The sequence below is a fragment of the Cupriavidus mimosae genome, from assembly GCF_023952485.1.
Lineage (GTDB): Bacteria > Pseudomonadota > Gammaproteobacteria > Burkholderiales > Burkholderiaceae > Cupriavidus > Cupriavidus taiwanensis_C.
This window is the reverse complement of sequence record NZ_JALHRY010000009.1, coordinates 17559-42657: the sequence shown is the minus strand read 5'-3', so window position 1 is coordinate 42657 and position 25099 is coordinate 17559. Positions and strand designations below refer to the sequence as shown.

The window sequence follows — 25099 nt, the reverse complement described above, 5'->3', positions numbered from 1 at the left end:
GGTTGCCGCCGCTCCGGCCTTGAGCCAGCGCAGCCAGCGCCTACACTGAATCTCACGGCTTGCCATCCGCTGGACGGACAGGGCGCGCGCCGGCGCGGCCCGGCTCACGCATGCGCGCCGCCTGCGGACTCGCGGGGAGACAGATGGAAACCACCTATGACTACGTCATCGTCGGCGCGGGGTCGGCGGGCTGTGCGCTGGCGGGGCGCCTCGCCGACAGCGGCGACGACACCATCGCGCTGATCGAGGCGGGGCACCACGACCACCATGTGCTGGTGCGCACACCCGCCGGGCTGGCCGCGCTGCTGCCGCGCGCGGGGGCGCGCAACTACGGCTTCCACACCGTGCCGCAGCCGGGCCTGAACGGCCGCCGCGGCTACCAGCCGCGCGGGCGCGGGCTGGGCGGCTGCTCGTCGATCAACGCGATGATCTACACGCGCGGCCGGCCCGCCGACTACGATGCCTGGGCCGACGCCGGCTGCGATGGCTGGTCCTGGGACGACGTGCTGCCGTACTTCCGCCGCGCCGAATGCAACGAGCGCCTGGCGGGCAGCGACGACGATCCGCTGCACGGCGGCAACGGCCCGCTGCATGTCAGCGACCTGCGCACGCCCAACCCGTTCGCCGAGCGCTTCATCGAGGCCGCGCAGCAGGCCGGCTACCCGCGCAATGACGATTTCAACGGCGAAGAGCAGGAGGGCATCGGCTGGTACCAGGTCACGCAGCACGCGGGCGAGCGCTGGAATGCCGCGCGCGCGTACCTGCATGGCGGCAACCCGCGCGACCGCGCCTGCAATGGGGGCCGTTCGCGGCTGCACGTGCTGACCGACACGCAGGCCCTGCGCATCGTCTTCGAAGGCCGTCACGCCGCCGGGGTGCTGGTACAGCGTGACGGCCGCCAGCAGCTGCTGCGCGCGCGTCGCGACGTGATCGTGTGCGCGGGCACGTTCGGCTCGCCGCAGCTGCTGATGGTCTCGGGGGTCGGGCCCGCCGCGCACCTGCGCGAGCACGGCATCGACGTGGTCCATGACCTGGCCGGCGTGGGCGCCAACTTGCAAGACCATCTGGACGTGGTGCTGCACAAGCGCACCGCCGTGCCCGAGCTGTTCGGCGTATCGTTCGGCGGCCTCGCCAGGTTGCTGTCCGAAATGCTGCGCTACCGGCGCGAGCGCGCTGGCATGATGTCGAGCAACTTCGCCGAGGCCGGCGGCTTTCTGCGCAGCCACCCGGCGCTGCCCGAGCCCGACCTGCAGCTGCATTTCGTGGTGGGCCTGGCCGACGACCATATGCGCAAGCTGAATCGCGGCCATGGCTATTCCTGCCATGTCTGCCTGCTGCGCCCGCGCAGCCGCGGCGAGGTCCGGCTGGCCTCGGCCGATATCCGCCGCGCGCCGCTGATCGATCCGAAGTACCTCAGCGACGCGCGCGACCTCGACGACATGGTGGCCGGCGTGCGCATCGTGCGCAGCATCCTGGCGCAGCCGCAACTGTCCTGCTTCGGCGGGCGCGAACTTTATACGGCCGGCCTGCGCGCCGATGGCAGCGACGATGCCGCCGTGCGCGAGCTGATCCGCGAGCGCGCCGACACCATCTACCACCCGGTTGGCACCTGCCGCATGGGCATGGATGCGATGGCGGTGGTGGATCCGCAGCTGCGCGTGCGCGGCGTCGAAGGCCTGCGCGTGGTCGATGCCTCGGTGATGCCCACGCTGATCGGCGGCAACACCAATGCGCCCGCAATCATGATCGGCGAGCGCGCGCACGACCTGATCCGCTATGCGCCGCGGGTGATGCTGCGGGTGCTGGAGTCGATGGAGGCCTAGCCCTCGAAGCCGCGCGACGCCACCCGCCCGAGCGCGCCGGCATCCGCATCCAGCGTGCCGAACACGCGCCCGTGCTGGCGCCCGAGCCGGCTGGCGACGAACAGCTCCGCGTTATCGGGGTCGGCATGCGCCAGCATCAGCGCTGCCTGCGCGGTCAGGACCAGGCCCTGGGCAAAGCGGCGCGCATTGGCTTCGAGCTGCTCGGGGGGCTCGCGCAGCATGGCCTGCAGCGAGGCCAGTTCCGCGCGTACCGCCGGATGGCCGCCGGCGCGGCGCGACAGTTCCTGCAGCAGGCGCGCGCCGTCGTCGGGATTGCGCTGGAGCGCGCGCAGCACGTCCAGGCACATGATGTTGCCCGAGCCTTCCCAAATCGAATTGACCGGCGCCTCGCGGTACAGCCGCGCCATCGGGCCTTCCTCGACATAGCCGTTGCCGCCCCAGACTTCCATCGCTTCGCCGGTGGCCTCGATGGCGCGCTTGCACACCCAGAACTTGGCCGCGGGCGTGACCACGCGTTTCCATGCAGTGGCGAGCGGGTCGGGGTTGTCGCCCTCGGCGTGCTCGAAGGCGTGGCCCAGTTCCATCATCAGCAGCGACGCCGCTTCGGATTCCAGCGCCAGGTCCGCCAGCACATTGCGCATCAGCGGCTGGTCTGCCAGCAGGCGGCCGAAGGCGCTGCGGTGGCGCGTATGGTGCAGCGCCTGCACGAAGGCCGCGCGCAGGATAGCCGAGCTGCCGATCACGCAGTCGAGCCGCGTATTGGTCGCCATCTCGATGATGGTCGGGATGCCGCGGCCTTCCTCGCCGATCAGGATGCCGGTGGCGTCGCGGAACTCGACTTCGCTGCTGGCGTTGGAGCGGTTGCCGAGCTTGTCCTTGAGCCGCTGGATCTGCACCGCGTTGCGGCTGCCATCGTCGCGAAAGCGCGGCACGAAGAAGCACGACAGCGGACCGTCTTCTGCCCCCATGCGCGCGACCACCAGGTGCGCGTCGCACATCGGCGCGGAGAAGAACCACTTGTGCCCGGTCAGCGCGTATTCGGCGCCACGGCCTTCGCCACGCACAGCGCGCGCCACGGTGGTGTTGGCGCGCACGTCGGAGCCGCCTTGCTTCTCGGTCATGCCCATGCCGATCATGATCGCGGTCTTGTCGCGCCAGGGCAGGTCGCGCGCATCATGTTCGGCCGCATAGAGGCCCGGTTCCAGCTCGGCAAACAGCGCGGCTTCCTTGCGCAGCACCGGGATGCTGGCAAAGGTCATGGTGGGCGGGCACAGCGAGCCCGATTCCACTTGAGCCTGCAGGAAGTACCCCGCGGTGCGCGCCGCCCAGGCGCCCGCGCGCGGTTGCGCGAACGGCAGGGCCTGCAGCTGCTGGCCGCGCAGCAGCCCCAGCAGCGCGTGCCAGCCGGGGTGGAACTCGACCGTATCGATGCGCTCGCCGGTGCGGCTGTGCGTATGCAGCTCGGGCGCATGGCGGTTGGCGTCCGCGGCCCATTGCTGCACTTCCGGCTCCCCCAGGCGCGCGCCGAACTCCCGCAGCGCGTCGGCATGCCAACCGCCGCCCAGGCGCTCCAGCGCTGCCCGCAGCAGGGGATCGCTGTCGAACAGGTTGTAGTGCGCGAGATCCGGCACCTGGTTGAAGACGCGGTGGGTGGAAGCGTCGGTCATGATGTCTCCTCGAGCGGGGCTTGCCGTTTGCTTGCATGGTAGAGCACGCCGCGCGTGCATGAGTGCCTGGTCGTCCGCTTAGGGCCGATTTTTGCGATGCACCATGCGCGATTCGATACCTTTTTGCACAGCTGTGGCACCACCCACGGGAGGCAACTGGCACTGGCGCCCACCGGTGCTCTGTGCTTAAATTCACCCCGTTGGATGAAACAGGGGTGCCGTGCGGATGGGCCGCGCGGCTGAGAGAGTCCCTTCGAACCCGATCCGGTTAGTACCGGCGTGGGAAGTTTCAGCAAGACCAAGCCTCTAGTCCCTCCGGGACTCGCCACCTCAGCCACAAGCCAGGCGGCGCTCACAGGGCTCCTGGTTTCGTCCACCCCGCAAGAGAGAGGACGACACCCATGGCCCGTACTGCCCCCGCTGCATCCTTCGAATCGCTCGAAAGCGATCTCGACCAGAAATTCGCCTACCCGGCTTCGAGCAAGACCTACCTGACCGGCAGCCGTCCGGATATCCGCGTGCCGCTGCGCACGATCCTGCAGACCTCCACGCGCACCGAGAAGGGCGAAATGCCCAATCCGCCGATTCCGGTCTACGACACCTCGGGCCCGTACAGCGACCCGGACGTGCATATCGACCTGAAGGCCGGCCTGCCGGCGCTGCGCGCCAAATGGATCGACGAGCGCGGCGACACCGAAGTGCTGCCCGGCCTGTCGTCGGAATACGGCCGCGACCGTGCCAACGACCCGGCCACCGCGCACCTGCGCTTTGCCCAGCTGACCAATCCGCGCCGCGCCAAGGCCGGTGCCAACGTGTCGCAGATGCACTATGCGCGCAAGGGCATCATCACGCCGGAAATGGAATACGTGGCGCTGCGAGAGTCGCTGAACCTGCAGGCGCTGTACGACAAGCCCGAATACAAGGCGCTGCTGCGCCAGCATCCGGGCAACGCGCTGGGCGCCGGCCTGCCGCTGCGTCCGGAAGACATCACGCCGGAATTCGTGCGCCAGGAGATCGCCTCGGGCCGCGCCATCATTCCCGCCAACATCAACCACACCGAGCTGGAGCCGATGGCGATCGGACGCAATTTCCGCGTCAAGATCAACGGCAACCTCGGCAACTCGGCGGTGACCTCGTCGCTGGCCGAGGAAGTGGAAAAGATGGTGTGGTCGATCCGCTGGGGCGCCGACACCATCATGGACTTGTCGACCGGCAAGCACATCCATGAAACCCGTGAATGGATCCTGCGCAACTCGCCGGTGCCCATCGGCACGGTGCCGATCTACCAGGCGCTGGACAAGACCGGCGGCATCGCCGAGGACCTGACCTGGGAGATGTTCCGCGACACGCTGATCGAGCAGGCCGAGCAGGGCGTGGACTACTTCACCATCCACGCCGGCGTGCTGCTGCGCTACGTGCCGCTGACCGCCGACCGCGTGACGGGCATCGTCTCGCGCGGCGGTTCGATCATGGCCAAGTGGTGCCTGGCGCACCACAAGGAAAACTTCCTGTACACGCACTTCGACGAGATCTGCGAGATCATGAAGGCGTACGACGTGTCGTTCAGCCTCGGCGACGGCCTGCGTCCGGGCTGCATCGCCGACTCCAACGACGAGGCCCAGTTCGGCGAGCTGCGCACGCTGGGCGAGCTGACCGCCAAGGCGTGGAAGCACGACGTGCAGGTGATGATCGAAGGCCCGGGCCACGTGCCGCTGCAGCGCATCCAGGCCAACATGGACGAAGAACTCAAGCATTGCTACGAGGCGCCGTTCTATACGCTGGGACCGCTGGTGACCGACATCGCCCCCGGCTACGACCACATCACCAGCGGCATCGGCGCGGCCAATATCGGCTGGATGGGTACGGCCATGCTGTGCTACGTCACGCCCAAGGAGCACCTGGGCCTGCCGGACAAGGAAGACGTCCGCGAAGGCATCATCACCTACAAGATCGCTGCCCACGCCGCGGATCTTGCCAAGGGCTGGCCCGGCGCGCAGCTGCGCGACAACGCGCTGTCGAAGGCGCGCTTCGAGTTCCGCTGGGAAGACCAGTTCAACCTGGGCCTCGACCCGGAGCGCGCGCGCTCGTACCACGATGCCACCCTGCCGGCCGAAGGTGCCAAGATCGCCCACTTCTGCTCGATGTGCGGGCCGAAGTTCTGCTCGATGAAGATCACGCAGGAAGTGCGCGACTACGCCGCCTCGTTGCCCAAGGAAGCGCAGCAGGGCATGGAAGAAAAGTCGATCGAGTTCCTGAAGAAGGGCAGCAAGATCTACTCGTAAGGCAGTAGCTGAAAATCTGCCGAAGTCACGGCAGGACGGGCATGGCCTCGCACGCCATGCCCGCGCAAGATCCGCCGCCGCGCAGCGCCCCGCGCGGCGGCACCGATAACAAGGAGGCCGGACGCGGCCGCATGGCGCGCCCGGCACAACACCCTCATGACAGCAGTGCAGTCGTTTGATGTCGCCATCCTCGGGGCCGGCCTTGCCGGCCGCCTGGCCGCCTGGTTGCTGGTCCGCGGCGGCGCCCGCGTGGCGCTGGTGGAGCGGGCCGGCCCGGACGGCGCTGGCTCGGCCGCCTATGTGGCCGCGGCCATGCTCGCGCCGCTGGCCGAGTCGGCCATCGCCGAGCGCCGCATCGTCGACCTTGGCATCGCCAGCGTCGACCTGTGGCGCGCCTGGCTGGCCGAGCTGCCCGAGCCGGTCTTTTTCCAGGAAGACGGCACGCTGGTGGTCTGGCATGCGCGCGACCGCGCCGAGATGTCGCTGTTCACCAGTCGCGTGCGCGCGGTGGCGCCGCCGGAGCTGGTGGCGCAGCGGCTGCGCGCGCTTGACGGCAAGGGCGTGGGCGAGGTCGAGCCGGCGCTGGCGGGCCGCTTCCCGCAGGGTCTGCTGCTGGCCGGCGAAGGCCAGCTCGACAACCGCGGCGTGCTGCGCGCGCTGCTGTCGTGCGCGGTCAGCGAAGGCGTGCATTGCGTGTGGGAGGCGGGCGAGGTCGATGCCGGCTCGCTGTCGCAGCTTGGCATCCACGCCGACGTGGTGCTGGACTGCCGTGGCCTGGGCGCACGCAGCGCGTGGCCGGCGCAGCCCGGCGGCAGCCAACCCGGCCTGCGGGGGCTGCGCGGCGAAGTGGTGCGCGTGCATGCGCCCGACGTCAAGCTGCACCGTCCGGTGCGCCTGCTGCATCCGCGCTATCCGATCTATATCGCGCCCAAGCCCAACGACCTGTATGTGATCGGCGCCACCGAACTGGAAAGCGAGGACGATTCGCCGATGAGCGTGCGCTCCGCGCTGGAGCTGCTGTCGGCCGCGCATTCGCTGCACCCGGCCTTCGGCGAGGCGCGCGTGCTGGAACTGAACGTGCAGCGCCGGCCCACGCGGCCGGACCACCTGCCCGCGATCCGCGTCGACCAGCGCGCGCGCGTGGTGCGGGTCAATGGCCTGTACCGCCACGGCTTCCTGATCGCCCCCGCGGTGACCGAGGCCGCTTGCGCGGTGGTGGGCGCGCTGCTCAACGGCGATCCCGCCGCGCATGCCGTGCCTGCCGCGCTGCGCTGGACCGGTATGATCGAGGCGGTGACGGAGGCGCCGGCGCCCGTGGTTGGCGCGCGCTCCGGCACGCTGCATTAATGCAAGACTGACATGGATATCCTGCTCAACGGCCGACCGCTCGCCCTTGCCGAATCCGCCACGCTGGCGGACGCGGTGAGCGCGGCGCAGATCGCGCCCCCCTTTGCCGCGGCGGTCAACGGCCAGTTCGTGCCGCGCGCCGCGCACGCCAACACCCCTCTTGCGGCCGGCGACCGCATCGACCTCGTGCAACCCGTGACGGGAGGCTGACCCATGACCTTCGAACCTTCCGCAACCCTGCGCGACCCGTTCGTGCTGTATGGCGAGTCGTTCGGCTCGCGCCTGCTGCTCGGCACCGCGCGCTATCCGTCGCCGGCCACGCTGGAAGCGGCCGTGCAGGCCTCGACCCCGGCCATGATCACGGTCGCGCTGCGCCGCCAGGGCGCGGTGGGCGATGGCGAGGGCGGCCAGGCGTTCTGGCAGATGCTCAAGGCGCTGAACGTGCCGGTGCTGCCCAACACCGCCGGCTGCTTCACCGCGCAGGAAGTCATCACTACCGCGATGATGGCGCGCGAGGTGTTCGAGACGCCGTGGATCAAGCTCGAACTGATCGGCGACGACTACACCCTGCAGCCCGACACGCTCAACCTGCCGGCCGTGGCGGATACCCTGATCAAGGAGGGCTTCAAGGTGCTGCCGTACTGCACCGAGGACCTGGTGCTGTGCCGCCGCCTGCTCGACGTCGGCTGCCAGGCGCTGATGCCGTGGGCCGCGCCGATCGGCACTGGCCGCGGCGCGGTCAACCCGCACGCGATGCGGGTGCTGCGCGAGCGCCTGCCGGATACGCCGCTGATCGTCGATGCCGGCCTGGGCCTGCCGTCGCATGCGGCGCAGGTGCTGGAGTGGGGCTATGACGGCGTGCTGCTCAATACCGCGGTGGCGCAGGCCGCCTACCCGGTCGACATGGCGCGCGCCTTCGCGCAGGCCGTGGCCGCGGGCCGCACCGCCTACCTGGCCGGGCCGATGCCCGAGCGCGAAGTCGCGCAGGCCAGCACCCCGGTGGTCGGCATGCCGTTCTGGCACGCAGACACGGAGCAGCGCGCATGACCCGCCGCCCCGTGCACGCCCCCAGCGACGGCCCGCTGCGCCAGGCGGTGCTGGAACACTATGGCGACACCTTCGGCGTGGACGACAAGCCGTGGCAGGCATGGCGCCTGCAAGACGCGCCGGCGCAGCCCGGCCCCCACGACGTGCTGCTGTCAGACGGCGAAGCCGATGCCGACACCATCGCGCGCGTTGCCGCTGCGGGCGCCACGCTGGTCGAGACCGACCGCGAAGGCGGCCAGTGGATCGACACCGTGCGCTCGCCGATGGGCACCTGGGTGTTCTCGGTCGCCGCGGATACCGGACAGCCGCATTCGCCCGCCTTCGTCGCGGTGCTGCTGGCCTGCCTGTCGCTGCATTTCCCGGCCCACGATGCGCTGTGCCTGGCGCGCGCCTGGGCGCCGGGCTCGGCCGACTGGCCGTCCGACTTTGCGCGCTTTCCGCACGTGCGCCACGCCGCGCTGGTGGCGCCCGAGGATACCGTCGCGCCGTTCGCGCCATGCCCCGCGCTGGGCTTGTACGTGGTGGTGCCGAGCGCCGACTGGATCGAGCGGCTGGCGCCGCTGAACGTGCCCACGCTGCAGCTGCGCTTCAAGTCCGGCGACGCCGCCGCGGTGCGCGCCGAGATCGCGCGCGCGGCCAGGGCCATGCAGGGGTCGTCGTCGCGCCTGTTCATCAACGACCACTGGCAGGCGGCGCTCGACTACCAAGCCGCCAACGGCGCGCACAGCGGCATCTACGGCATCCACCTCGGCCAGGAAGACCTGGACGACGCCGACCTCGACGCGATCCGCGCGTCCGGGTTGCGGCTGGGCGTGTCCACGCACGGTTACGCCGAGATGCTGCGCGTCGCCGCGATCCGCCCCAGCTACCTGGCGCTGGGCGCGATCTTCCCGACCACCACCAAGGTGATGCCGACCCAGCCGCAAGGCATGGGCCGCTTCCGTGCGTATGCGAAGCTGATGCAGCCGGTGATCCCGTCGCTGGTCGGCATCGGCGGCGTCAATGCGTCGAATATGCGCGAAGTGCTGGCGGTGGGCGTCGGCAGCGCCGCCGTGGTGCGCGCCGTCACCGAGGCCGACGACGTGCCGGCCGCGGTGGCCCGTCTCGTCAGCCTGTTCCCGGCCGGCTGAGCGCGCCGTGGCCGCCCCGCGCATTCGCCTGGCGGCCGCGCATGACCTGCCGCGGCTGCCCGATATCGAGCTGGCCGCCGCGGCCCTGTTCCCGGAGGGCGACCTGCCGGCGCTGCTGCGCCTGGTCAGCACGCCGGAGGCGGCCCTGGCGGCGGCGCAGCGCGAAGGGCGCCTGTGGGTGGCCGAGCATGGCGGGGAAGTCGCCGGCTTCGCGCTGGCCAGCCGCCACGGCGCCTGCGGCTATCTCGACGAGATGGACGTGCATCCGGACCACGGCCGGCGCGGCATCGGGCGCGCGCTGGTCGGCACCGTGCAGGACTGGGCGCGTGCCGGCGGACTGCGCTCGCTGGGCCTGACCACGTTCGCGCACCTGCGCTGGAATGCGCCGTTCTATGCGTCGATGGGCTTCCGGCAGTTGCAGGACAGCGAGCTGTGCCCGTTGCTGTCGCAAGCGCTGGCGGCGCAGCGCGCGGCGGGGCTGCGGCAGCGGATCGCCATGCGGCAGACGCTCTGAGCCGGTTGCTGGCGACAGGCATCGCGTTTCCAAAGATTTGTGCGACATTCGACCAGCGCCGGGAACCGATGCAAGACCCGCCGCTATGATGTCGTGCAGCATTCCCCGCCAACCACCCGGCCGCGCCCACCATGTCGACCCAGCTCCCCGTCATCATCCCCGCCGCCCCCGGCACGCCTGAAAAGCCCTATTTCGGCATCGACGTGCCGCTGATGCGGTATTTCGGCCTGCAGCCGGAGCTGATCGAAGAGGGCTACTGCCGCACGCGCCTGCCGGCGCATCCGCAACTGGTGAACAGCCGCGGCGACGTGCACGGCGGTACGCTGATGGCGACGCTGGATTTCACCCTGAGCGGCGCCGCGCGCTCGCATGCGCCGACGGAAACCGGCGTGATCACCATCGACATGTCGACCCATTTCCTCGCCGCCGCGCGCGGCGAGCTGACGCTGGAAGCGCGCTGCCTGCGCCGCGGCGCGCGCATTGCGTTCTGCGAGGGCGAAGTGAAGGATGCCGAAGGCAACGTGGTATGCGTGGCGCGCGCCGCGTTCAAGCTGGTGCCGTTGTCCAGCGGCGGCAACTGAGTGGTGCCAGAGGCGCGCGCCGCTCAGCCCAGCGCGCGCGGCGCGAAGGCGTGGTTCAGCGGGCCGTTGCCGCCGCCCAACCGCAAGCCTGCGCCGGCTGCGATGGCCTGCGCCACATAGTCCAGCGCGGTCCCGACCGCCGCTTCCAGCGCATCGCCGCGCGCCAGCTGCGAGGCGATCGCGGCCGCCAGCGTGCAGCCGGTGCCGTGCAGGTTGCCGGTCTCGACCCGCGCATGCGTGAACACGCGCACGGTTCCGTCCTTCAGCATCAGCATGTCGTCCAGCCCGCCGGCGAGGCCTGCCGCGCCATCGTCTTCGAGGTGGCCGCCCTTGAGCAGCACGGCCGGGCAGCCCAGCGCGATCAGGTCGGCGGCGGCCTGTTCCATGTCGGCGCGGCGCGCGATCCTGCGGCCCAGCAGGTATGAGGCCTCGGGCAGGTTGGGCGTGACCAGCAGCGCGCGCGGGAACAGCAGCCGCACCATGGCCTGCGTGGTGGCGTCGTCGGACAGCGTCGCGCCCGAGGTCGAGATCATCACCGGGTCCACCACCAGCTTGCGGATGCCGTGCCGGTCCGCCGCCGCGGCCACGGCCTCGACGATGGCGGCGGTGCCCAGCATGCCGGTCTTGGCCGCGTCCACGCCGATATCGACGGCCACCGCGTCGATCTGCGCGGCCACCATGTTGGCCGGGATCGCATGCACGCCGGTCACGCCCAGCGTGTTCTGCGCGGTGATCGCGGTGATCGCGCTCATGCCGAAGCACCCCAGCGCGGAAAATGTCTTCAGGTCGGCCTGGATGCCGGCGCCGCCGCCGGAGTCGGAGCCGGCGATGGTCAGGGTACGGGGTGGCGTTGGGATCATCTGTGCGGAAATCAAGGAGGGCCGGTGCGCAAGGCCTCCGGGCACGCTACAATACCGCCACTCCGAGGAGCGTTGCAACGGATGGAGGCCCGCGAAGCACATCGCGCGGCCGGCGGCACAGCCGCCCCAGCTATCCGCCAGGCTCGGACTGTCTTCAACGGCGCTCGCTGATCCGTGGTCCGCACGGAAGCGAGTCGACCTATCCGCGTGCTTCGCATGTGCCCGAGCGCCATGCGCGGCCGCCAGATCCCCGTACTCGTCAACTGCGTGCCACTCTTCACCGGGAGTGAAACATGAACGCTGTGACCGACCTGAAGCAGGACTACCTCGTCGCCGACATCAACCTGGCCGGCTGGGGCCGCAAGGAAATCGCCATTGCCGAGACCGAGATGCCCGGCCTGATGGCGATCCGCGACGAGTTCGCCGCCGCGCAGCCGCTCAAGGGCGCGCGCATCGCCGGCTCGCTGCACATGACGATCCAGACCGCCGTGCTGATCGAGACGCTCAAGGCGCTGGGCGCCGACGTGCGCTGGGCCTCGTGCAACATCTTCTCGACCCAAGACCACGCCGCCGCCGCGATCGCCGCGGGCGGCACGCCCGTGTTCGCCTTCAAGGGCGAATCGCTGAAGGAATACTGGGACTTCACGCACCGCATCTTCGACTGGTCTGACGGCGGCACCCCCAACATGATCCTCGACGACGGCGGCGACGCCACGCTGCTGCTGCACCTGGGCGCGCGCGCGGAGAAGGACGCTGCGGTCATCGCCAACCCGGGCAGCGAGGAAGAAACCTACCTGTTCGCCGCGATCAAGGAAAAGCTGGCCCGGGACCCGAGCTGGTACAGCCGCAACCTGGCAGCCATCCGCGGCGTGACCGAGGAAACCACCACCGGCGTGCACCGCCTGTACCAGATGGCGCAAAAGGGCGAGCTGCGCTTCCCGGCGATCAACGTCAACGACTCGGTCACCAAGAGCAAGTTCGACAACCTGTACGGCTGCCGCGAGTCGCTGGTGGATGGCATCAAGCGCGCCACGGACGTGATGATCGCCGGCAAGATCGCCGTGGTCGCCGGCTATGGCGACGTGGGCAAGGGCAGCGCGCAGGCGCTGCGCGCGCTGTCGGCGCAGGTGTGGGTCACCGAGATCGACCCGATCTGCGCGCTGCAGGCCGCGATGGAAGGCTATCGCGTGGTGACCATGGACTACGCTGCCGAGCATGGCGACATCTTCGTCACCTGCACCGGCAACTACCACGTCATCACCCATGAGCACATGGCCAAGATGAAGGACCAGGCCATCGTCTGCAATATCGGCCACTTCGACAACGAGATCGACATCGCCTCGATCGAGAAGTACGAGTGGGACGAGATCAAGCCGCAGGTCGACCACGTCAAGTTCCCCGACGGCAAGAAGCTGATCATCCTGGCCAAGGGCCGCCTGGTGAACCTGGGTTGCGCCACCGGCCACCCGTCGTACGTGATGAGCAGCTCGTTCGCCAACCAGACCATCGCCCAGATCGAGCTCTGGCAGGAGCGCGACAGCGGCAAGTACCCGGTCGGCGTCTACACGCTGCCCAAGCACCTGGACGAGAAGGTCGCGCGCCTGCAGCTGCGCAAGCTGAACGCGCAACTGACCGAGCTGACCGAGCAGCAGGCCGCTTACATCGGCGTGAAGAAGGAGGGCCCGTACAAGGCGGATCATTACCGTTATTGATGCGGTTCGCCCTGTGCGCTTGCCGTGCTCCCCTCTCCCGCCTGCGGGAGAGGGGCCGGGGGTGAGGGCAGGCGTTGCCACGAAGCCAGGCATATCACGTCGAGACACGCCCGCCCTCACCCCCGCCCCTCTCCCATAAATGGGAGAGGGGAGAAAACACCAACCAAGGAACCGTCATGAGACTACTGGTCGTCTGGATCATCAACGCCGTCGCGCTGTTCGTCTTGCCGTACATCATCCCGTCGATCCACATCAAGAGCTTCGGCTCGGCGATGCTGGCGGCGCTGGTGCTGGGTCTGGTCAATACGCTGATCCGTCCGATCCTGGTGATCCTGACGCTGCCGGTTACGCTGCTGACGCTGGGGCTGTTTATCTTCGTCATCAACGCGCTGCTGTTTCTGTTCGTCGGCAACCTGCTGTCCGGCTTTACCGTCGGCGGCTTCTGGGCGGCCTTGCTGGGCTCGATCCTGTACAGCGTGATCTCGTGGCTGCTGGCCAGCCTGCTGCTGGGCAACCGCGACGACTGACCTCATTTCGCGCGCCGCGCCAACGCGGCGCGCCACCATCATGCAAGACCGCTACTTCAGCTTTGAATTCTTCCCGCCCAAGACGGCGGAGGGCACGGAGAAGCTGCGCAACACGCGCGCGCAGCTGGCCCCGCTCAAGCCCAAATACATCTCGGTGACGTTCGGCGCCGGCGGCACCACGCAGCAGGGCACGCTCGACGCCGTGCTGGAAATCCAGCGCGAAGGCATCGAGGCCGCGCCGCACCTGTCGTGCGTGGGCTCGTCGCGCGAGAGCATCCGCGCGATCCTGCAGCAATACCGCGAAGGCGGCATCCGCCATATCGTCGCGCTGCGCGGCGACATGCCGTCGGGCATGGGCGAGATCGGCGAGTTCCGCTACGCCAACGAACTGGTGGAGTTCATCCGCGCCGAGACCGGCGACTGGTTCAATATCGAAGTCGCGGCGTACCCGGAGTACCACCCGCAGGCGAAGTCGCCGCGCCATGACCTCGACAACTTCGTGCGCAAGGTCAGGGCCGGTGCCGACTCGGCGATCACACAGTATTTCTACAACGCCGACGCCTACTTCCGCTTCGTCGACGACGTGCGCGCGCTGGGTGTCGAGGTGCCGATCGTGCCGGGCATCATGCCGATCACCAACTACTCGCAGCTGATGCGCTTCTCCGAGATGTGCGGCGCCGAAGTGCCGCGCTGGGTGGCCAGGCGGCTGGAGAGCTTCGGCGACGACCGCGAATCGATCCGTGCCTTCGGCCTGGACGTGGTCACGGCGCTGTGCGAGCGGCTGCTGGCCGCGGGCGTGCCGGGGCTGCATTTCTATACGCTCAACGCAGCCGGCGCGACCAAGGCGATCTGGCAGCGGCTGAAGCTGTAAGGAACGCCAGCGAAGAAGTGAGCGGTTTTGGGGTGCTCCAAAGCAGCCCGAACTAGCCCAAGCAAGGTGTTCTCCCTCTCCCCGCACGGGGAGAGGGGAGCTTCACTGCATGCGTCCGTGGTGCCACCAGCGTACTAACACGGCCGATCGGTGCCATACTCGCCCCATGGTCACCGCCACCTTCCGCTTCTACGAGGAACTGAACGACTTCCTCGCGCCGGACCAGCGCCGGCGCGACCTGTCGTGCGTGTGTGCGCGCGCCGCCACGGTCAAGCACATGATCGAGGCGCTGGGCGTGCCGCATACCGAGGTCGAGCTGATCCTGGTCAACGGCGAATCGAGCGGGTTCGAGCGGCAGCTGCGTGATGGCGACCGGGTCTCGGTCTATCCCAAGTTCGAACGGATCGACGTGTCGCCGCTGCTGCGGGTACGCGAGCAGCCGCTGCGGGTGATGCGCTTCGTTGCAGATGCCCACCTGGGCGGGCTGGCGCATCTGCTGCGCATGACCGGCTTCGACACGCTCTACGACAACCATTTCGAAGATTGCGAGATCGAGCGCATCGCGGTCGCCGAAGGCCGCATCGTGCTGACGCGCGACCGCGAACTGCTCAAGCGCCGCGGCATCACGCACGGCTGCTATGTGCGCGCGCTCAAGTCGCGCCAGCAGGTGCGCGAGATCTTCGCGCGGCTGGACCTGGCGCGCAGCGCCCGGCCGTTTTCGCTGTGCCTGGACTGCAATGCGCCGCTGCGCGCGCTGGAACCGTCCGGCGCGGCCGGACGCGTCCCGGACGGCGTGCTGGCGCGACATCGCAGCTTCGTCACCTGCGACCGCTGCCTGCGGGTGTTCTGGGAAGGCTCGCACTGGCGCTGCATGCGCGCGCTGGTCGACGAGCTGGTGCAGGGCTCCGGGGCCGATCCGGGCTAGAACGCGCCCGACTCCGTCACGATCCAGTCCATGGCGATGTCGTGCGGCTGCGCCTGCAGCGCAATGCGGCAGGCGTCGTAGCCGATGCCGATGGCGACCGGCCGCTGCGCCATGGCCGCCAGGGTGCGGTCATAGAAACCACCGCCGTAGCCCAGGCGGAACTTGTCCGGGCTGAAACCGACACAGGGAATGATCATCGCATCCGGCGTCGCGGCCTCGGTGCCGTCGGGCACCGGGATGCCGTAGTGGCCGGTGGCCATGGGCGTATCCGGCGTCCACAGATGAAAATCCAGCGGCGTGCCGGGGCGGCTGACCGAGGGCAGCGCGGCATGGCGGCCGGGCACGGCGGCGAGCCACTGCGCCACCGCGGCGCGCGCGTCAAACTCTTGCTGGATCGGCCAGTAGAAGCCCAGGCAGCGCACCGCCAGGCCCGCCAGCAGTTCGGACAGCGCGGCGGCGATGCGGGCATCGGCTGCGGCGCGTGCGGGCAGGGCGGCGCGCTGCGCCAGCAGTTGCGCGCGCAGCGCGCGGCGGTCGGCTGCGGGGGTGGATGTAGTCTCAGGAGTGGAAGACATGGCGTGGGATAATGCCCTCGTCCGAACCAACACGGATGGCGGCGCCGCGGTTTTCGGCACACGGTGCAGGCACGAGGCGCCGCCGTCATCGACAAGGAAGAAGAATGCTGAAGGGAGTATATCTGCAGCGTGCAGGGCGGGCCGCCTGGATCGCGCTTGCATGTGCATTGCTTGTCACGCCCGTCCACGCGCAGAAGCGCCCGCAGGCGGTCACGCGCGCACCCTCGACGGTGATCCCCAGCGATCCCGACGAGGCCTTCACCGCGCTGCGCGAAGCCGCGCGCAAGAACGACGTCGAACGCGCCTACGCGATCTCGGCCACGCTGGTGGACTACCCGGTGCCGTCCTATGTCGAGTACTTCCGCATCAAGCCGCAGCTGTTCGACGCCAGCGGCCTGGCCCGCATCGATGCGCCGGACGACCAGGTGCGCGTGTTCCTGCAGCGCTACAAGGGCGACGCGATTGCCGACCGCATGCGCAATGACTGGCTGCTGGTGCTGGGCAAGAAGCGCGACTGGGCCAATTTCGATGTCGAATACCCGCAGTTCGCGCTCAAGGACGATACCCAGGTCGAGTGCTATGCGCTGCTGTCGCGTGCGCTCAAGGGCCAGAACGTCGCCGCCGATGCGCGCAACGTGCTGAGCGACCCCAGGTACTACGGCGAAGGCTGCGTCGACCTGATCGGCTATCTGGTCCAGAGCCAGCAGATCCAGCGCAGCGACGTGGCCTTCCAGGCGCGGCTGGCGCTGGAGCAGAACTACGTCACGCTGGCCGGCAAGATTGCCGCGCTGATCCCCGACGCGCGCCTGGATGGCGATACCCTTGCCACCATCGTCAAGATGGCGCGATCCGACCCGTCGCAGGCGGCGGCCTACCTGGCCACGGCCCAGGGCACGCTGTCGCGCGACGAGCAGGGTGCGGCGTGGGGAGTGATCGGCCAGTTCGCGGCCAAGAAGCTGCTGCCCGAGGCGGCCGGCTATTACCGCCGCCAGATGGATCTGGGCGGCAACCAGTGGCTGTCCGATGACACCCAGGAATGGCGCGTGCGCGCCGCGCTGCGCCAGGGCGACTGGAAGCAGGTGCGCCAGGCGGTCGAGCTGATGCGCCCGGAACTGCGCGCCAAGGATCCCGCCTGGATCTACTGGTACGGCCGCGCGCTCAAGGCCGACGGCCGCGACACCGAGGCCCAGCAGAACTTCCAGCAGATTGCCGGGCAGTTCAACTTCTACGGCCAGCTTGCCAGCGAAGAACTGGGCAACCGCATCACGCTGCCGCCGCGCACCACCGTCAGCGACGCCGAAGCCATGGCGATGCGCGCGCGCCCCGGTTTTCAGCGCGCGCAGAAGTTCTACGCCATGAACCTGCGCTTCGAGGGCAACCGCGAGTGGAACTGGGAGCTGCGCAACATGAGCGATCGCGAGCTGCTGGCCGCCGCCGAATATGCGCGCCGCCTGGAGCTGCTCGACCGCACCGTCAACTCGGCCGACCGCACCCGCAACGAGCATGACTTCGCGCTACGCTTCCTGATGCCGTACCGCGACATCATGCAGCGCGCCACCGACGAGGTTGGCCTGGACATGGCATGGGTGTACGGCCTGATCCGCCAGGAATCGCGCTTCATCATGAATGCGCGCTCGTCGGCGGGGGCGCATGGCCTGATGCAGGTGATGCCGGCCACGGCAAAATACGTGGCGCGCAAGATCGGCATGAACGACTTTTCGCCGTCGATGATGGGCGATCCCACCATCAACATCCAGCTTGGCACCAACTACCTGAACATGGTGCTGACCGATCTGGACAGCTCGTGGACGCTGGCTTCGGCCGCCTACAACGCTGGCCCGGGCCGGCCCAAGGCCTGGCGCAGCACGCTGGTGCGGCCGGTGGAAGGCGCGATCTTTGCAGAGACCATCCCGTTCAATGAAACGCGCGGCTATGTGAAGAATGTGCTTTCCAACGCTACGTACTATGCTGCATTGATGAGTGGCCGGCCGCAGTCGCTGAAGTCGCGCCTGGGCACGGTCACGCCGTCGGCGGTGACCACCACCAGCCTGCCGTGAAGTCGTCTGTTCTGGTCCGCCTGCCCCGGCACGGGGCGGGCACGACGGGCCTGCCGGCGTAGCGCCGCAGGCCCGGGCTGGCGCGGGTGCCGCGGCGTGCTTCTTTCCTGGCACGGAGGCAACATGCAGACCAGCAACGTCCTCGTCATCGGTGGCGCCGGCTTCATCGGCAGCCATCTCGTCTCGCGCCTGGCCGGCGCCGCCTCGGCCTCGGGCGCGCCGCTGGAGCCCGGCGCCAATCCCGATTCCCCCATTGCCCCGGACCGCATCGTGGTCGGCACGCGCAATGTCGAGCATGCGCAGCACCTGCTGCTGCTGCCGCGCGTCGAGGTGGTGGAGCTGGGCCTGGCTGACAATGCCGCGCTCGACGATGCGATCGGCTCGCTCGGCGTCGACGGCATCGTCGTCAACCTGGTGGGCGTGCTGCACGGCGAGCGCGCCGATCCCTACGGCGAGGCCTTTGCCAGCGCGCATGTGGAACTGGTGCGGCAGATCGTGGCATCTTGCCTGTCCACCGGCGTGCGCCGGCTGTTGCATATGAGCGCGCTCGGCGCCGACAGCAATGGACCGTCGATGTACCTGCGCAGCAAGGGCGACGGCGAGCGCATCGTGCGCGCCAGCGGGCTCGACTGGACCATTTTCCGGCCCTCGGTGGTGTTCGGCCCTGACGACCATTTCCTCAACCTGTTCGCCCATATGCAGCAGCTGGCGCCGGTCGTGCCGCTGGCGTGCGCCCATGCGCGCTTCCAGCCGGTGTTCGTGCAGGACGTGGTGCAGGCCTACCTGAACGCCATGGTGAATCCGGCCACCATCGGCCATGGTTATGAGCTGGGCGGGCCGCAGGTCTATACGCTGGAGGAACTGGTGCGCTTTGCCGGGCGCGCCTCGGGCCATCCGCGCCCGGTGATCGCGCTGCCCGATGCGCTGGCGCGGGTGCAGGCCGCGGTCATGGAGCATATGCCGGGCGAGCCGCTGCTGTCGCGCGACAACCTGGATTCGATGCAGCTCGACAATGTGCTGCAGCGCCCGCTGGCGCCGGAGCTGAACCTGAATCCCGTGCATCTCGAGGCGGTGATGACCGACGCGCTGTCCGGGCGCAACCGCGATGCCGCGCTGACCCACATGCGCGCCAGCGTGCACCGCTGAGGCCGCGGCCCATGTGACCGGATTTCATATCGGTTGCGAGCGCAATTCACTTTGACGCGGGCGGCCGCGCTGGCAAAATGACTGGTCCGGCGCGCGGCTGCCACGCCGTCCCGCGGGCTGCGGGGCGTGGCTTGCGGCCCGCGTCCGTGCCGTCTCTCCCCTCCGTTTCCTCCCCCAAGGACCTCACGATGAAGCTCGTCATCGGCAACAAGAACTATTCCTCCTGGTCGCTACGTCCCTGGCTGCTGCTGCGCCAGGCCGGCATTGATTTCGAGGAAGTGCAGGTGCGCCTGTTCACCGGCAGCTTCGCTGCCGAGATCGCCCGCTACTCGCCCGCGGGCAAGGTGCCGGTGCTGGTCGACGGCGATGTCACCGTGTGGGATTCGCTGGCGATCTCCGAATACCTGGCCGAGCGCTTCCCCGACCAGCAGTTGTGGCCGGCCGACCCGGCCGAGCGCGCGGTCGCGCGCGCGATCTGCGCCGAGATGCATTCCGGCTTCACCAACGTGCGCAACCAGTTGCCGATGAACGTGACCGCGGTGCTGCCCGGGCGCGGCTGGAACGTGGCGGTGCAGCGCGAGGTGGAGCGCATCGCCGCGATCTGGGACGGGCTGCGCAAGCAGCATGCGGCGCGCGGGCCGTTCCTGTTCGGCACCTTCACCGTCGCCGACGCGTTCTATGCGCCGGTGGTGAGCCGCTTCGCCACCTACGGCATCCACCTGCCGGACGACCGCGCAGACGCCAAGGCCTATGCGGACTTCATGCTGGCACTGCCGGCGATGCAGCAATGGATTGCCGGCGCGCGCGAGGAACGCGATTTCCTGGCCGACGACGAGCCGTACCGGCTGGCCCCGGACCGTGCCGATGCGATAATCGTCAGCCACTAGCAATAGCGCCGGCGCCGGGCCGCTACCGGTTGACCCGTGCCGGCGCATGAAAAGGCCACAACCATGCAGGTGTATGCCGTGGGCGGCGCGATCCGCGATGAACTGCTGGGCAAGCCCAGCCAGGACCGCGACTACGTGGTCGTCGGCGCGACCCCGGCCGAGATGGAAGCCGCCGGCTATCGCCCGGTGGGCAAGGATTTTCCGGTGTTCCTGCATCCGCGCACGCAGGAGGAGTACGCGCTGGCCCGCACCGAGCGCAAGACTGCGATGGGCTACAAGGGCTTTGCCTTCTACTGCGAGCCCGATGTCACGCTGGAAGACGACCTGGTCCGGCGCGACCTGACCATCAACGCGATGGCGCGCGCGGTGGATGCCGACGGCAACCTGACCGGGCCCGTGATCGATCCGCATGGCGGCCAGCGCGACCTGGCCGCGCGCCTGTTCCGCCATGTCTCCGATGCCTTTGCCGAAGATCCGGTGCGCATCCTGCGGCTGGCGCGCTTCGCCGCGCGCTTCCACGACTTCAACGTCGCCGCCGAGACCATGCGGCTGATGCGCGAGATGGTCGCCGCGGGCGAGGTCGATGCGCTGGTGCCCGAGCGCGTGTGGCAGGAACTGGCGCGCGGGCTGATGGAGGCACGGCCGTCGCGCATGTTCGAGGTGCTGCGCGAATGCGGCGCGCTGGCGCGGCTGCTGCCCGAGCTGGAGCGGCTGTGGGGCGTGCCGCAGCGCGCCGACTTTCACCCCGAGGTCGATACCGGCGTGCACGTGATGATGGTGATCGACTGCGCCGCGGCGCTGGATGCGCCGCTGCCGGTGCGCTTTGCCGCGCTGGTGCATGACCTGGGCAAGGGCACCACGCCCGAAGACGTGCTGCCACGCCATATCGGCCACGAGCTGCGCAGCGTCAGGCTGCTGGAACAGGTCTGCACGCGCCTGCGCGTGCCCAACGAATGCCGCGACCTGGCACTGGTGGTGGCGCGCGAGCACGGCAACATCCACCGCTCGCTGGAGTTCGGCGCCGCCGCCGTGGTGCGGCTGCTGGAGCGCTGCGATGCGCTGCGCAAGCCCGCGCGCTTCGCCCAGGCGCTGCAAGCCTGCGAGGCCGACAAGCGTGGGCGCAAGGGCTTCGAGCACAGTGAATACCCGCAGGCGGCACGCCTGCTGGCGGCGCGCGAGGCCGCGGCGTCCATCGATGCGGGCGCCATCGCGCGTGCCTGCGCCGACAATGTGGCGCAGATCAAGGACCGGGTCCATGCCGCGCGGGTGGAGGCGGTGGCGCAGCGGCTCGGGGTGCAGCCGGACGGCGCCTGAGCCGGCCCGCAGGCGGCCGCAGGCCCTACAGCAGCTTGCCGATCACCAGCGCAATCAACGAAATCAGGATCGTCGACGCGAACGGCAGCACGAATTCGCGCCCGAACACGCGCAAGCGCACGTCGCCGGGCAGCCGGCCCAGCCCGACCTTCTGCAGCCAGGGCAGCGCCGCGGACAGGATGATCACGCTCAGGAAGATGGTCAGGGTCCAGCGCAGCATCGCGGCTCCGGTGCCGTTACAGGGCGTGGCAGCGGTCGCCGCGGGCAAAGCCGGCCAGCGGCTCGCTGCCTTCCAGTCCGCGGTCGAGCCCGCGCGTGAGCGCGATCACCTTGAACAGTTCGCCCATCTCGGCTTCGGACAGCAGCTTCTGCACCGCATTGGCCTGCGGCAGGAAGGCGCGCGCGTCGGACGGGTCCAGCGCCATCAGCAGGTCGGTGATGCCGGCGTTCATCAGGAAGCGCGCCTGCGAGGCAAAGCCCGCCACGGTGAGCCCTGACTCTACCGCCGCGTGCGCGATGCCGCTGAAGTTGACGTGCGCGGTGATGTCCTGCAAGCCGGGGTACAGGAACGGATCGGGGTGCGCATGATGGCGGTAGTGGCACATCAGCGTGCCGCCGGCGCGCTGCGGGTGGTAGTACTCGCCGCCGGGGAAGCCGTAGTCGATGAAGAAGGCCGCGCCGCGCGCCAGCATGGCGCCGACTGCGCGCGTGAAGCCCTCGGCCTCGGCATGGGTCTCGGTGACCACGTCGTGGGCGCCGGGCATGGCGCGCAGCGCCGCCGGCACGTCGGCATCGGCCAGCGGCCGGTCCTCGAAGCGGAACGCGGGCGCTTCGCCAACGGCCTGCGGCGCGGCGCGCGCCACGCCACGCTCATGCCAGCCGCCGTCGCGGCGCGCAAACAGCTGCACCGGCATCGCATCCAGCACTTCATTGCCGACGATCACGCCTTCGAAGGCGGCCGGCAGCGTATCGAGCCAGGTGACGCGCTCCGCCAGGTGCGGCGCGCGCCGGGCCAGCGTGTCCTCCTGGCGCGCGCGCAGCTCGCCCGACAGTTCGACGATGGCGTAGGTGTCGGGCAATTGGCCTTCCTGTTCCAGCCCCAGCAGCAGGTCCGCCGCCAGCCGGCCGGTGCCGGCGCCGAACTCCAGCAGGCGCGGCAGCCCCTGGGCCAGCAACGGCGCGAACTGGCGTGCCAGCGTGCGGGCAAAGAACGGGCTGAGCTCGGGGGCGGTGATGAAGTCGCTGCCGTCGCGGGCATCGCGGCCGAACTTGGCCGAGCCGCCGCTGTAATAGCCCAGGCCGGGCGCGTACAGCGCCAGCGCCATGTAGCGGTCAAAGCCGATCCAGCCGCCGGCGGCGTCGATCGATTCGCCAATACGGGCCGTAAGGGTATCGGAAGCGGCCTGCGCGTCGGCGGGGGGAAGGGGTAAACTAGCGGCTTTCTGCATCCTGCGATTGTAGCAATGCCCGCAACCGATACTTCCGCCAGCCACGCTGGCGACAAGGCTGGCCAGCCCGCCGCCCGCGGCGTGGCCCTCGTGACCGGCGGCGCGCGCCGCCTGGGCCGCGCCATCGCGCTGGAACTGGCGGCCCAGGGCTGGGACGTGGCCGTGCACTGCCATCGCTCGGTCGACGAGGCCGAAGCCCTCGCCACGCAGATCCGCGCGCTCGGCCGCCGCGCCGCGGTGCTGCGCGCCGACCTGGCCGACGAGGCCGCCACCAGCCGGCTGGTGGCCGACTGCACCGCCGCGCTGGGCGTGCCGACCTGCCTGGTCAACAATGCCTCGCTGTTCCAGTACGACGTGGCAACGAGTTTTTCGTATGCGTCGCTCGATACGCATATGCGCACCAACGTGGCCGCGCCGCTGCTGCTGGCGCGCGAACTGCACAAGGCGCTGGCCGCCGCCGCGGGCCCGGAGGGCGCCGGCAAGGCCGCCGAGCCGCGCGGCGTGGTGATCAACCTGCTCGACCAGAAGCTCGACAACCTGAACCCGGACTTCCTCTCGTACACGCTGTCCAAGGCTGCGCTGCAGACTGCCACGGTGCAGTTGGCGCAGGCGCTGGCGCCGCGCCTGCGCGTGGTGGGCGTGGCCCCCGGCATCACGCTGGTGTCGGGCGAGCAGTCGGAACAGAGCTTCCGCCGCGCGCATCGCGTGACGCCGCTGGGCCAGTCGTCCACGCCCGAGGACATCGCCCAGGCGGTGGCCTACCTGGCGCAGGCGCGCGCCGTAACCGGCACCACGCTGTACGTCGACGGCGGCCAGCACCTGATGCCGCTGGCGCGCGACGTGATGTTCCTGACCGAATGACCTGCATCATCGGCCGCGCCTGACCGGCGTGGCACCCCCGCCTTACACTTCCCCTTTTCGTTTCCCGCCCATGACCATGCTCGCCGCCCTTTCCCACCCCAGCCTGCAGGACTGCCGACGCATGTTCCTGCGCAACTACGAAGTGCAGATCAATATCGGCGTGCACGAATTCGAGAAGAAGGGCGAGCAGCGCGTGCTGATCAATATCGACCTGTTCGTGCCGCTGGAGGAATGCACGCCGCAGGCCGACAAGCTCGTCGAAGTGGTCGACTACGACTTCATGCGCAACACCGTCGCGGCGCGCATGGCGCAGGGCCATGTGCACCTGCAGGAAACGCTGTGCGACGACGTCGCGCGCGCCATGCTGAAGCATCCCAAGGTGCGCGCGGTGCGCGTGTCGACCGAAAAGCCAGACGTGTATCCGGATTGCGATTCGGTCGGGGTCGAGGTGTTCCATATCAAGCAGGCCTGAGCGGCGCTGCCGGTGCCCGCTGCAGCGCGCGGGCGCCTAAAGTAGAATGTTGCCCCTTCGCGCCGCGCCGGCCATTCCATCCGGCGGGCGCCACGCAACAGGATGCTCCATGAGCCACTCGAACAACTTCTATCGCCTCGAGACGAGGCTGCAATCGCACACCGGCAAAGCCATCGGCGACTTCGGCATGATCGAGGACGGCGACACCGTGCTGGTCTGCATGAGTGGCGGCAAGGACTCGTACACCATGCTGTCGGTCCTGATGGCGCTGCAGAAGCGCGCGCCCATCAAGTTCAAGCTGATCGCGATGAACCTGGACCAGAAGCAGCCCGGTTTCCCGGAACACATCCTGCCCGAGTACCTGAAGTCGGTCGGCGTGGAATATGTGATCGTCGAGGCGGACACCTACTCGATCGTCAAGGAGAAGGTGCCCGAGGGCAAGACCACCTGCTCGCTGTGCTCGCGCCTGCGCCGCGGCGTGATCTACCGCACCGCCAAGGAGCTGGGTGCCAACAAGATCGCGCTGGGCCATCACCGCGACGACATCGTCAACACCTTCTTCCTGAACATGTTCTTCGGCGGCAAGATGAAGGCGATGCCGCCCAAGCTGGCCACCGACGACGGCGCGCATATCGTGATCCGCCCGCTGGCGTACTGCTCGGAGAAGGACATCGCGTCGTACGCACGCGCGATGGAATTCCCGATCATCCCGTGCAACCTGTGCGGCTCGCAGGAAAACCTGCAGCGCAAGAAGGTCAGCGAGATGCTGCAGGAGTGGGAGCGGCAGAACCCGGGCCGTATCGACAATATCTTCTCGGCGCTGCGCAACGTGGTGCCGTCGCACCTGGCGGATACCGAACTGTTCCCGTTCACCGGGCTGGCGACGGGCCTGGCCAAGGTGGACGAGGCCTCGCTGTTCGGCGAGACCACGTTCCAGCAGCAGCCGCTGACCTTTGCCGGCAGCCTCGACGAAAACCGCATGGAGTTCGTGCGCTTCGAGCGCACCCCGGCGGGGGAGCCGGCCGGCACGCAGTAAGCCGTTGCGGCGGCCGG

Annotated in this window: 24 protein-coding genes and 2 riboswitches; of the genes, 19 read left to right on the top strand and 5 right to left on the bottom strand. The window is 69.1% G+C overall.

From position 1 onward, the window contains the following. Positions 1-143 precede the first annotated feature (143 nt). Entirely contained in the window at positions 144-1823 is a 1680-nt protein-coding gene (locus MKD50_RS17610; protein ID WP_252667953.1) for a GMC family oxidoreductase, read from the top strand. Here MKD50_RS17610 and MKD50_RS17605 read toward each other — a convergent pair. Then, entirely contained in the window at positions 1820-3490 is a 1671-nt protein-coding gene (locus MKD50_RS17605; RefSeq protein WP_252667951.1) for an acyl-CoA dehydrogenase family protein, read from the bottom strand. The two genes, MKD50_RS17610 and MKD50_RS17605, sit on opposite strands and share 4 nt — an antisense overlap. Positions 3491-3691: 201 nt before the next feature. Further along, positions 3692-3793: riboswitch (TPP riboswitch) on the top strand. Positions 3794-3891: 98 nt separating this feature from the next. Between MKD50_RS17605 and thiC the strand changes: the two genes are divergently transcribed. From thiC to MKD50_RS17570, 7 genes are all read left to right on the top strand, one after another. Then, on the top strand, positions 3892-5772 hold the full coding sequence (gene thiC, locus MKD50_RS17600) for a phosphomethylpyrimidine synthase ThiC (protein WP_115679182.1): 1881 nt from the start codon (positions 3892-3894) through the stop codon (positions 5770-5772). A gap of 156 nt (positions 5773-5928) precedes the next feature. After that, entirely contained in the window at positions 5929-7119 is a 1191-nt protein-coding gene (locus tag MKD50_RS17595) for an FAD-dependent oxidoreductase (RefSeq protein WP_240073494.1), read from the top strand. A gap of 12 nt (positions 7120-7131) precedes the next feature. Next, the gene (gene thiS, locus MKD50_RS17590; RefSeq protein WP_012351522.1) at positions 7132-7329 is read left to right on the top strand and encodes a sulfur carrier protein ThiS; all 198 of its coding nucleotides are present in this window, start codon (positions 7132-7134) and stop codon (positions 7327-7329) included. Positions 7330-7332: 3 nt separating this feature from the next. Then, positions 7333-8166, top strand: a complete 834-nt coding sequence (locus MKD50_RS17585) for a thiazole synthase (protein WP_115679184.1) — start codon at positions 7333-7335, stop codon at positions 8164-8166. Next, complete coding sequence (locus MKD50_RS17580; protein WP_252667950.1) at positions 8163-9296, top strand: thiamine phosphate synthase; 1134 nt, start codon at positions 8163-8165, stop codon at positions 9294-9296. The genes MKD50_RS17585 and MKD50_RS17580 overlap by 4 nt, the downstream gene beginning before the upstream one ends. 7 nt (positions 9297-9303) lie before the next feature. After that, the gene (locus tag MKD50_RS17575) at positions 9304-9810 is read left to right on the top strand and encodes a GNAT family N-acetyltransferase (RefSeq protein ID WP_115705532.1); all 507 of its coding nucleotides are present in this window, start codon (positions 9304-9306) and stop codon (positions 9808-9810) included. Between the two features lie 131 nt (positions 9811-9941). After that, the gene (locus MKD50_RS17570; protein ID WP_115705534.1) at positions 9942-10391 is read left to right on the top strand and encodes a PaaI family thioesterase; all 450 of its coding nucleotides are present in this window, start codon (positions 9942-9944) and stop codon (positions 10389-10391) included. A 23-nt stretch (positions 10392-10414) separates the two neighbouring features. Here MKD50_RS17570 and thiD read toward each other — a convergent pair whose 3' ends face one another. After that, entirely contained in the window at positions 10415-11251 is an 837-nt protein-coding gene (gene thiD, locus MKD50_RS17565) for a bifunctional hydroxymethylpyrimidine kinase/phosphomethylpyrimidine kinase (RefSeq protein ID WP_252667949.1), read from the bottom strand. 58 nt (positions 11252-11309) lie between these two features. Continuing rightward, positions 11310-11424, top strand: a riboswitch (S-adenosyl-L-homocysteine riboswitch). Between the two features lie 120 nt (positions 11425-11544). Between thiD and ahcY the strand changes: the two genes are divergently transcribed. From ahcY to MKD50_RS17545, 4 genes are all read left to right on the top strand, one after another. Further along, on the top strand, positions 11545-12963 hold the full coding sequence (gene ahcY, locus MKD50_RS17560; protein ID WP_252667948.1) for an adenosylhomocysteinase: 1419 nt from the start codon (positions 11545-11547) through the stop codon (positions 12961-12963). A 176-nt stretch (positions 12964-13139) separates the two neighbouring features. After that, positions 13140-13490: a phage holin family protein gene (locus tag MKD50_RS17555; RefSeq protein WP_012351530.1), complete on the top strand. Its 351-nt coding sequence runs from the start codon at positions 13140-13142 to the stop codon at positions 13488-13490. A gap of 40 nt (positions 13491-13530) precedes the next feature. After that, positions 13531-14361 (top strand): methylenetetrahydrofolate reductase [NAD(P)H], encoded by an 831-nt coding sequence (metF, locus tag MKD50_RS17550; protein WP_240073509.1) that lies wholly within the window; start codon positions 13531-13533, stop codon positions 14359-14361. A 166-nt stretch (positions 14362-14527) separates the two neighbouring features. Beyond that, entirely contained in the window at positions 14528-15286 is a 759-nt protein-coding gene (locus MKD50_RS17545; RefSeq protein ID WP_252667947.1) for a Mut7-C RNAse domain-containing protein, read from the top strand. On the opposite strand, the gene MKD50_RS17540 is transcribed toward MKD50_RS17545, so the two are convergent. Continuing rightward, on the bottom strand, positions 15283-15861 hold the full coding sequence (locus MKD50_RS17540) for a 5-formyltetrahydrofolate cyclo-ligase (RefSeq protein WP_115705542.1): 579 nt from the start codon (positions 15859-15861) through the stop codon (positions 15283-15285). The two genes, MKD50_RS17545 and MKD50_RS17540, sit on opposite strands and share 4 nt — an antisense overlap. 104 nt (positions 15862-15965) lie before the next feature. Here MKD50_RS17540 and MKD50_RS17535 point away from each other — a divergent pair, with 104 nt between their 5' ends. The 4 genes from MKD50_RS17535 (at position 15966) to MKD50_RS17520 (ending at position 21265) form a co-directional block, all read left to right on the top strand. Next, positions 15966-17918, top strand: coding sequence for a lytic transglycosylase domain-containing protein (locus MKD50_RS17535; protein WP_115705544.1), 1953 nt, complete (start codon positions 15966-15968; stop codon positions 17916-17918). Positions 17919-18041: 123 nt separating this feature from the next. Next, positions 18042-19064, top strand: coding sequence for a complex I NDUFA9 subunit family protein (locus MKD50_RS17530; protein ID WP_115705546.1), 1023 nt, complete (start codon positions 18042-18044; stop codon positions 19062-19064). A 188-nt stretch (positions 19065-19252) separates the two neighbouring features. After that, on the top strand, positions 19253-19951 hold the full coding sequence (locus MKD50_RS17525) for a glutathione S-transferase family protein (RefSeq protein WP_252667946.1): 699 nt from the start codon (positions 19253-19255) through the stop codon (positions 19949-19951). 63 nt (positions 19952-20014) lie between these two features. Beyond that, positions 20015-21265 carry a multifunctional CCA addition/repair protein gene (locus MKD50_RS17520; RefSeq protein WP_252667945.1) on the top strand — a complete coding sequence of 417 codons (1251 nt, stop codon included), beginning with the start codon at positions 20015-20017 and terminating at the stop codon, positions 21263-21265. A gap of 25 nt (positions 21266-21290) precedes the next feature. Here MKD50_RS17520 and MKD50_RS17515 read toward each other — a convergent pair whose 3' ends face one another. Further along, positions 21291-21485 (bottom strand): DUF2905 domain-containing protein, encoded by a 195-nt coding sequence (locus MKD50_RS17515; protein ID WP_240073518.1) that lies wholly within the window; start codon positions 21483-21485, stop codon positions 21291-21293. A gap of 16 nt (positions 21486-21501) precedes the next feature. Next, the gene (locus MKD50_RS17510; protein ID WP_252667944.1) at positions 21502-22713 is read right to left on the bottom strand and encodes a class I SAM-dependent methyltransferase; all 1212 of its coding nucleotides are present in this window, start codon (positions 22711-22713) and stop codon (positions 21502-21504) included. A 15-nt stretch (positions 22714-22728) separates the two neighbouring features. Here MKD50_RS17510 and MKD50_RS17505 point away from each other — a divergent pair, with 15 nt between their 5' ends. From MKD50_RS17505 to ttcA, 3 genes are all read left to right on the top strand, one after another. After that, positions 22729-23574 carry an SDR family oxidoreductase gene (locus MKD50_RS17505; RefSeq protein ID WP_240073522.1) on the top strand — a complete coding sequence of 282 codons (846 nt, stop codon included), beginning with the start codon at positions 22729-22731 and terminating at the stop codon, positions 23572-23574. 70 nt (positions 23575-23644) lie between these two features. Next, complete coding sequence (locus tag MKD50_RS17500) at positions 23645-24046, top strand: dihydroneopterin aldolase (RefSeq protein WP_252667943.1); 402 nt, start codon at positions 23645-23647, stop codon at positions 24044-24046. A gap of 109 nt (positions 24047-24155) precedes the next feature. Next, positions 24156-25082 (top strand): tRNA 2-thiocytidine(32) synthetase TtcA, encoded by a 927-nt coding sequence (gene ttcA, locus MKD50_RS17495; protein ID WP_252667941.1) that lies wholly within the window; start codon positions 24156-24158, stop codon positions 25080-25082. The last annotated feature ends 17 nt before the right edge of the window (positions 25083-25099 follow it).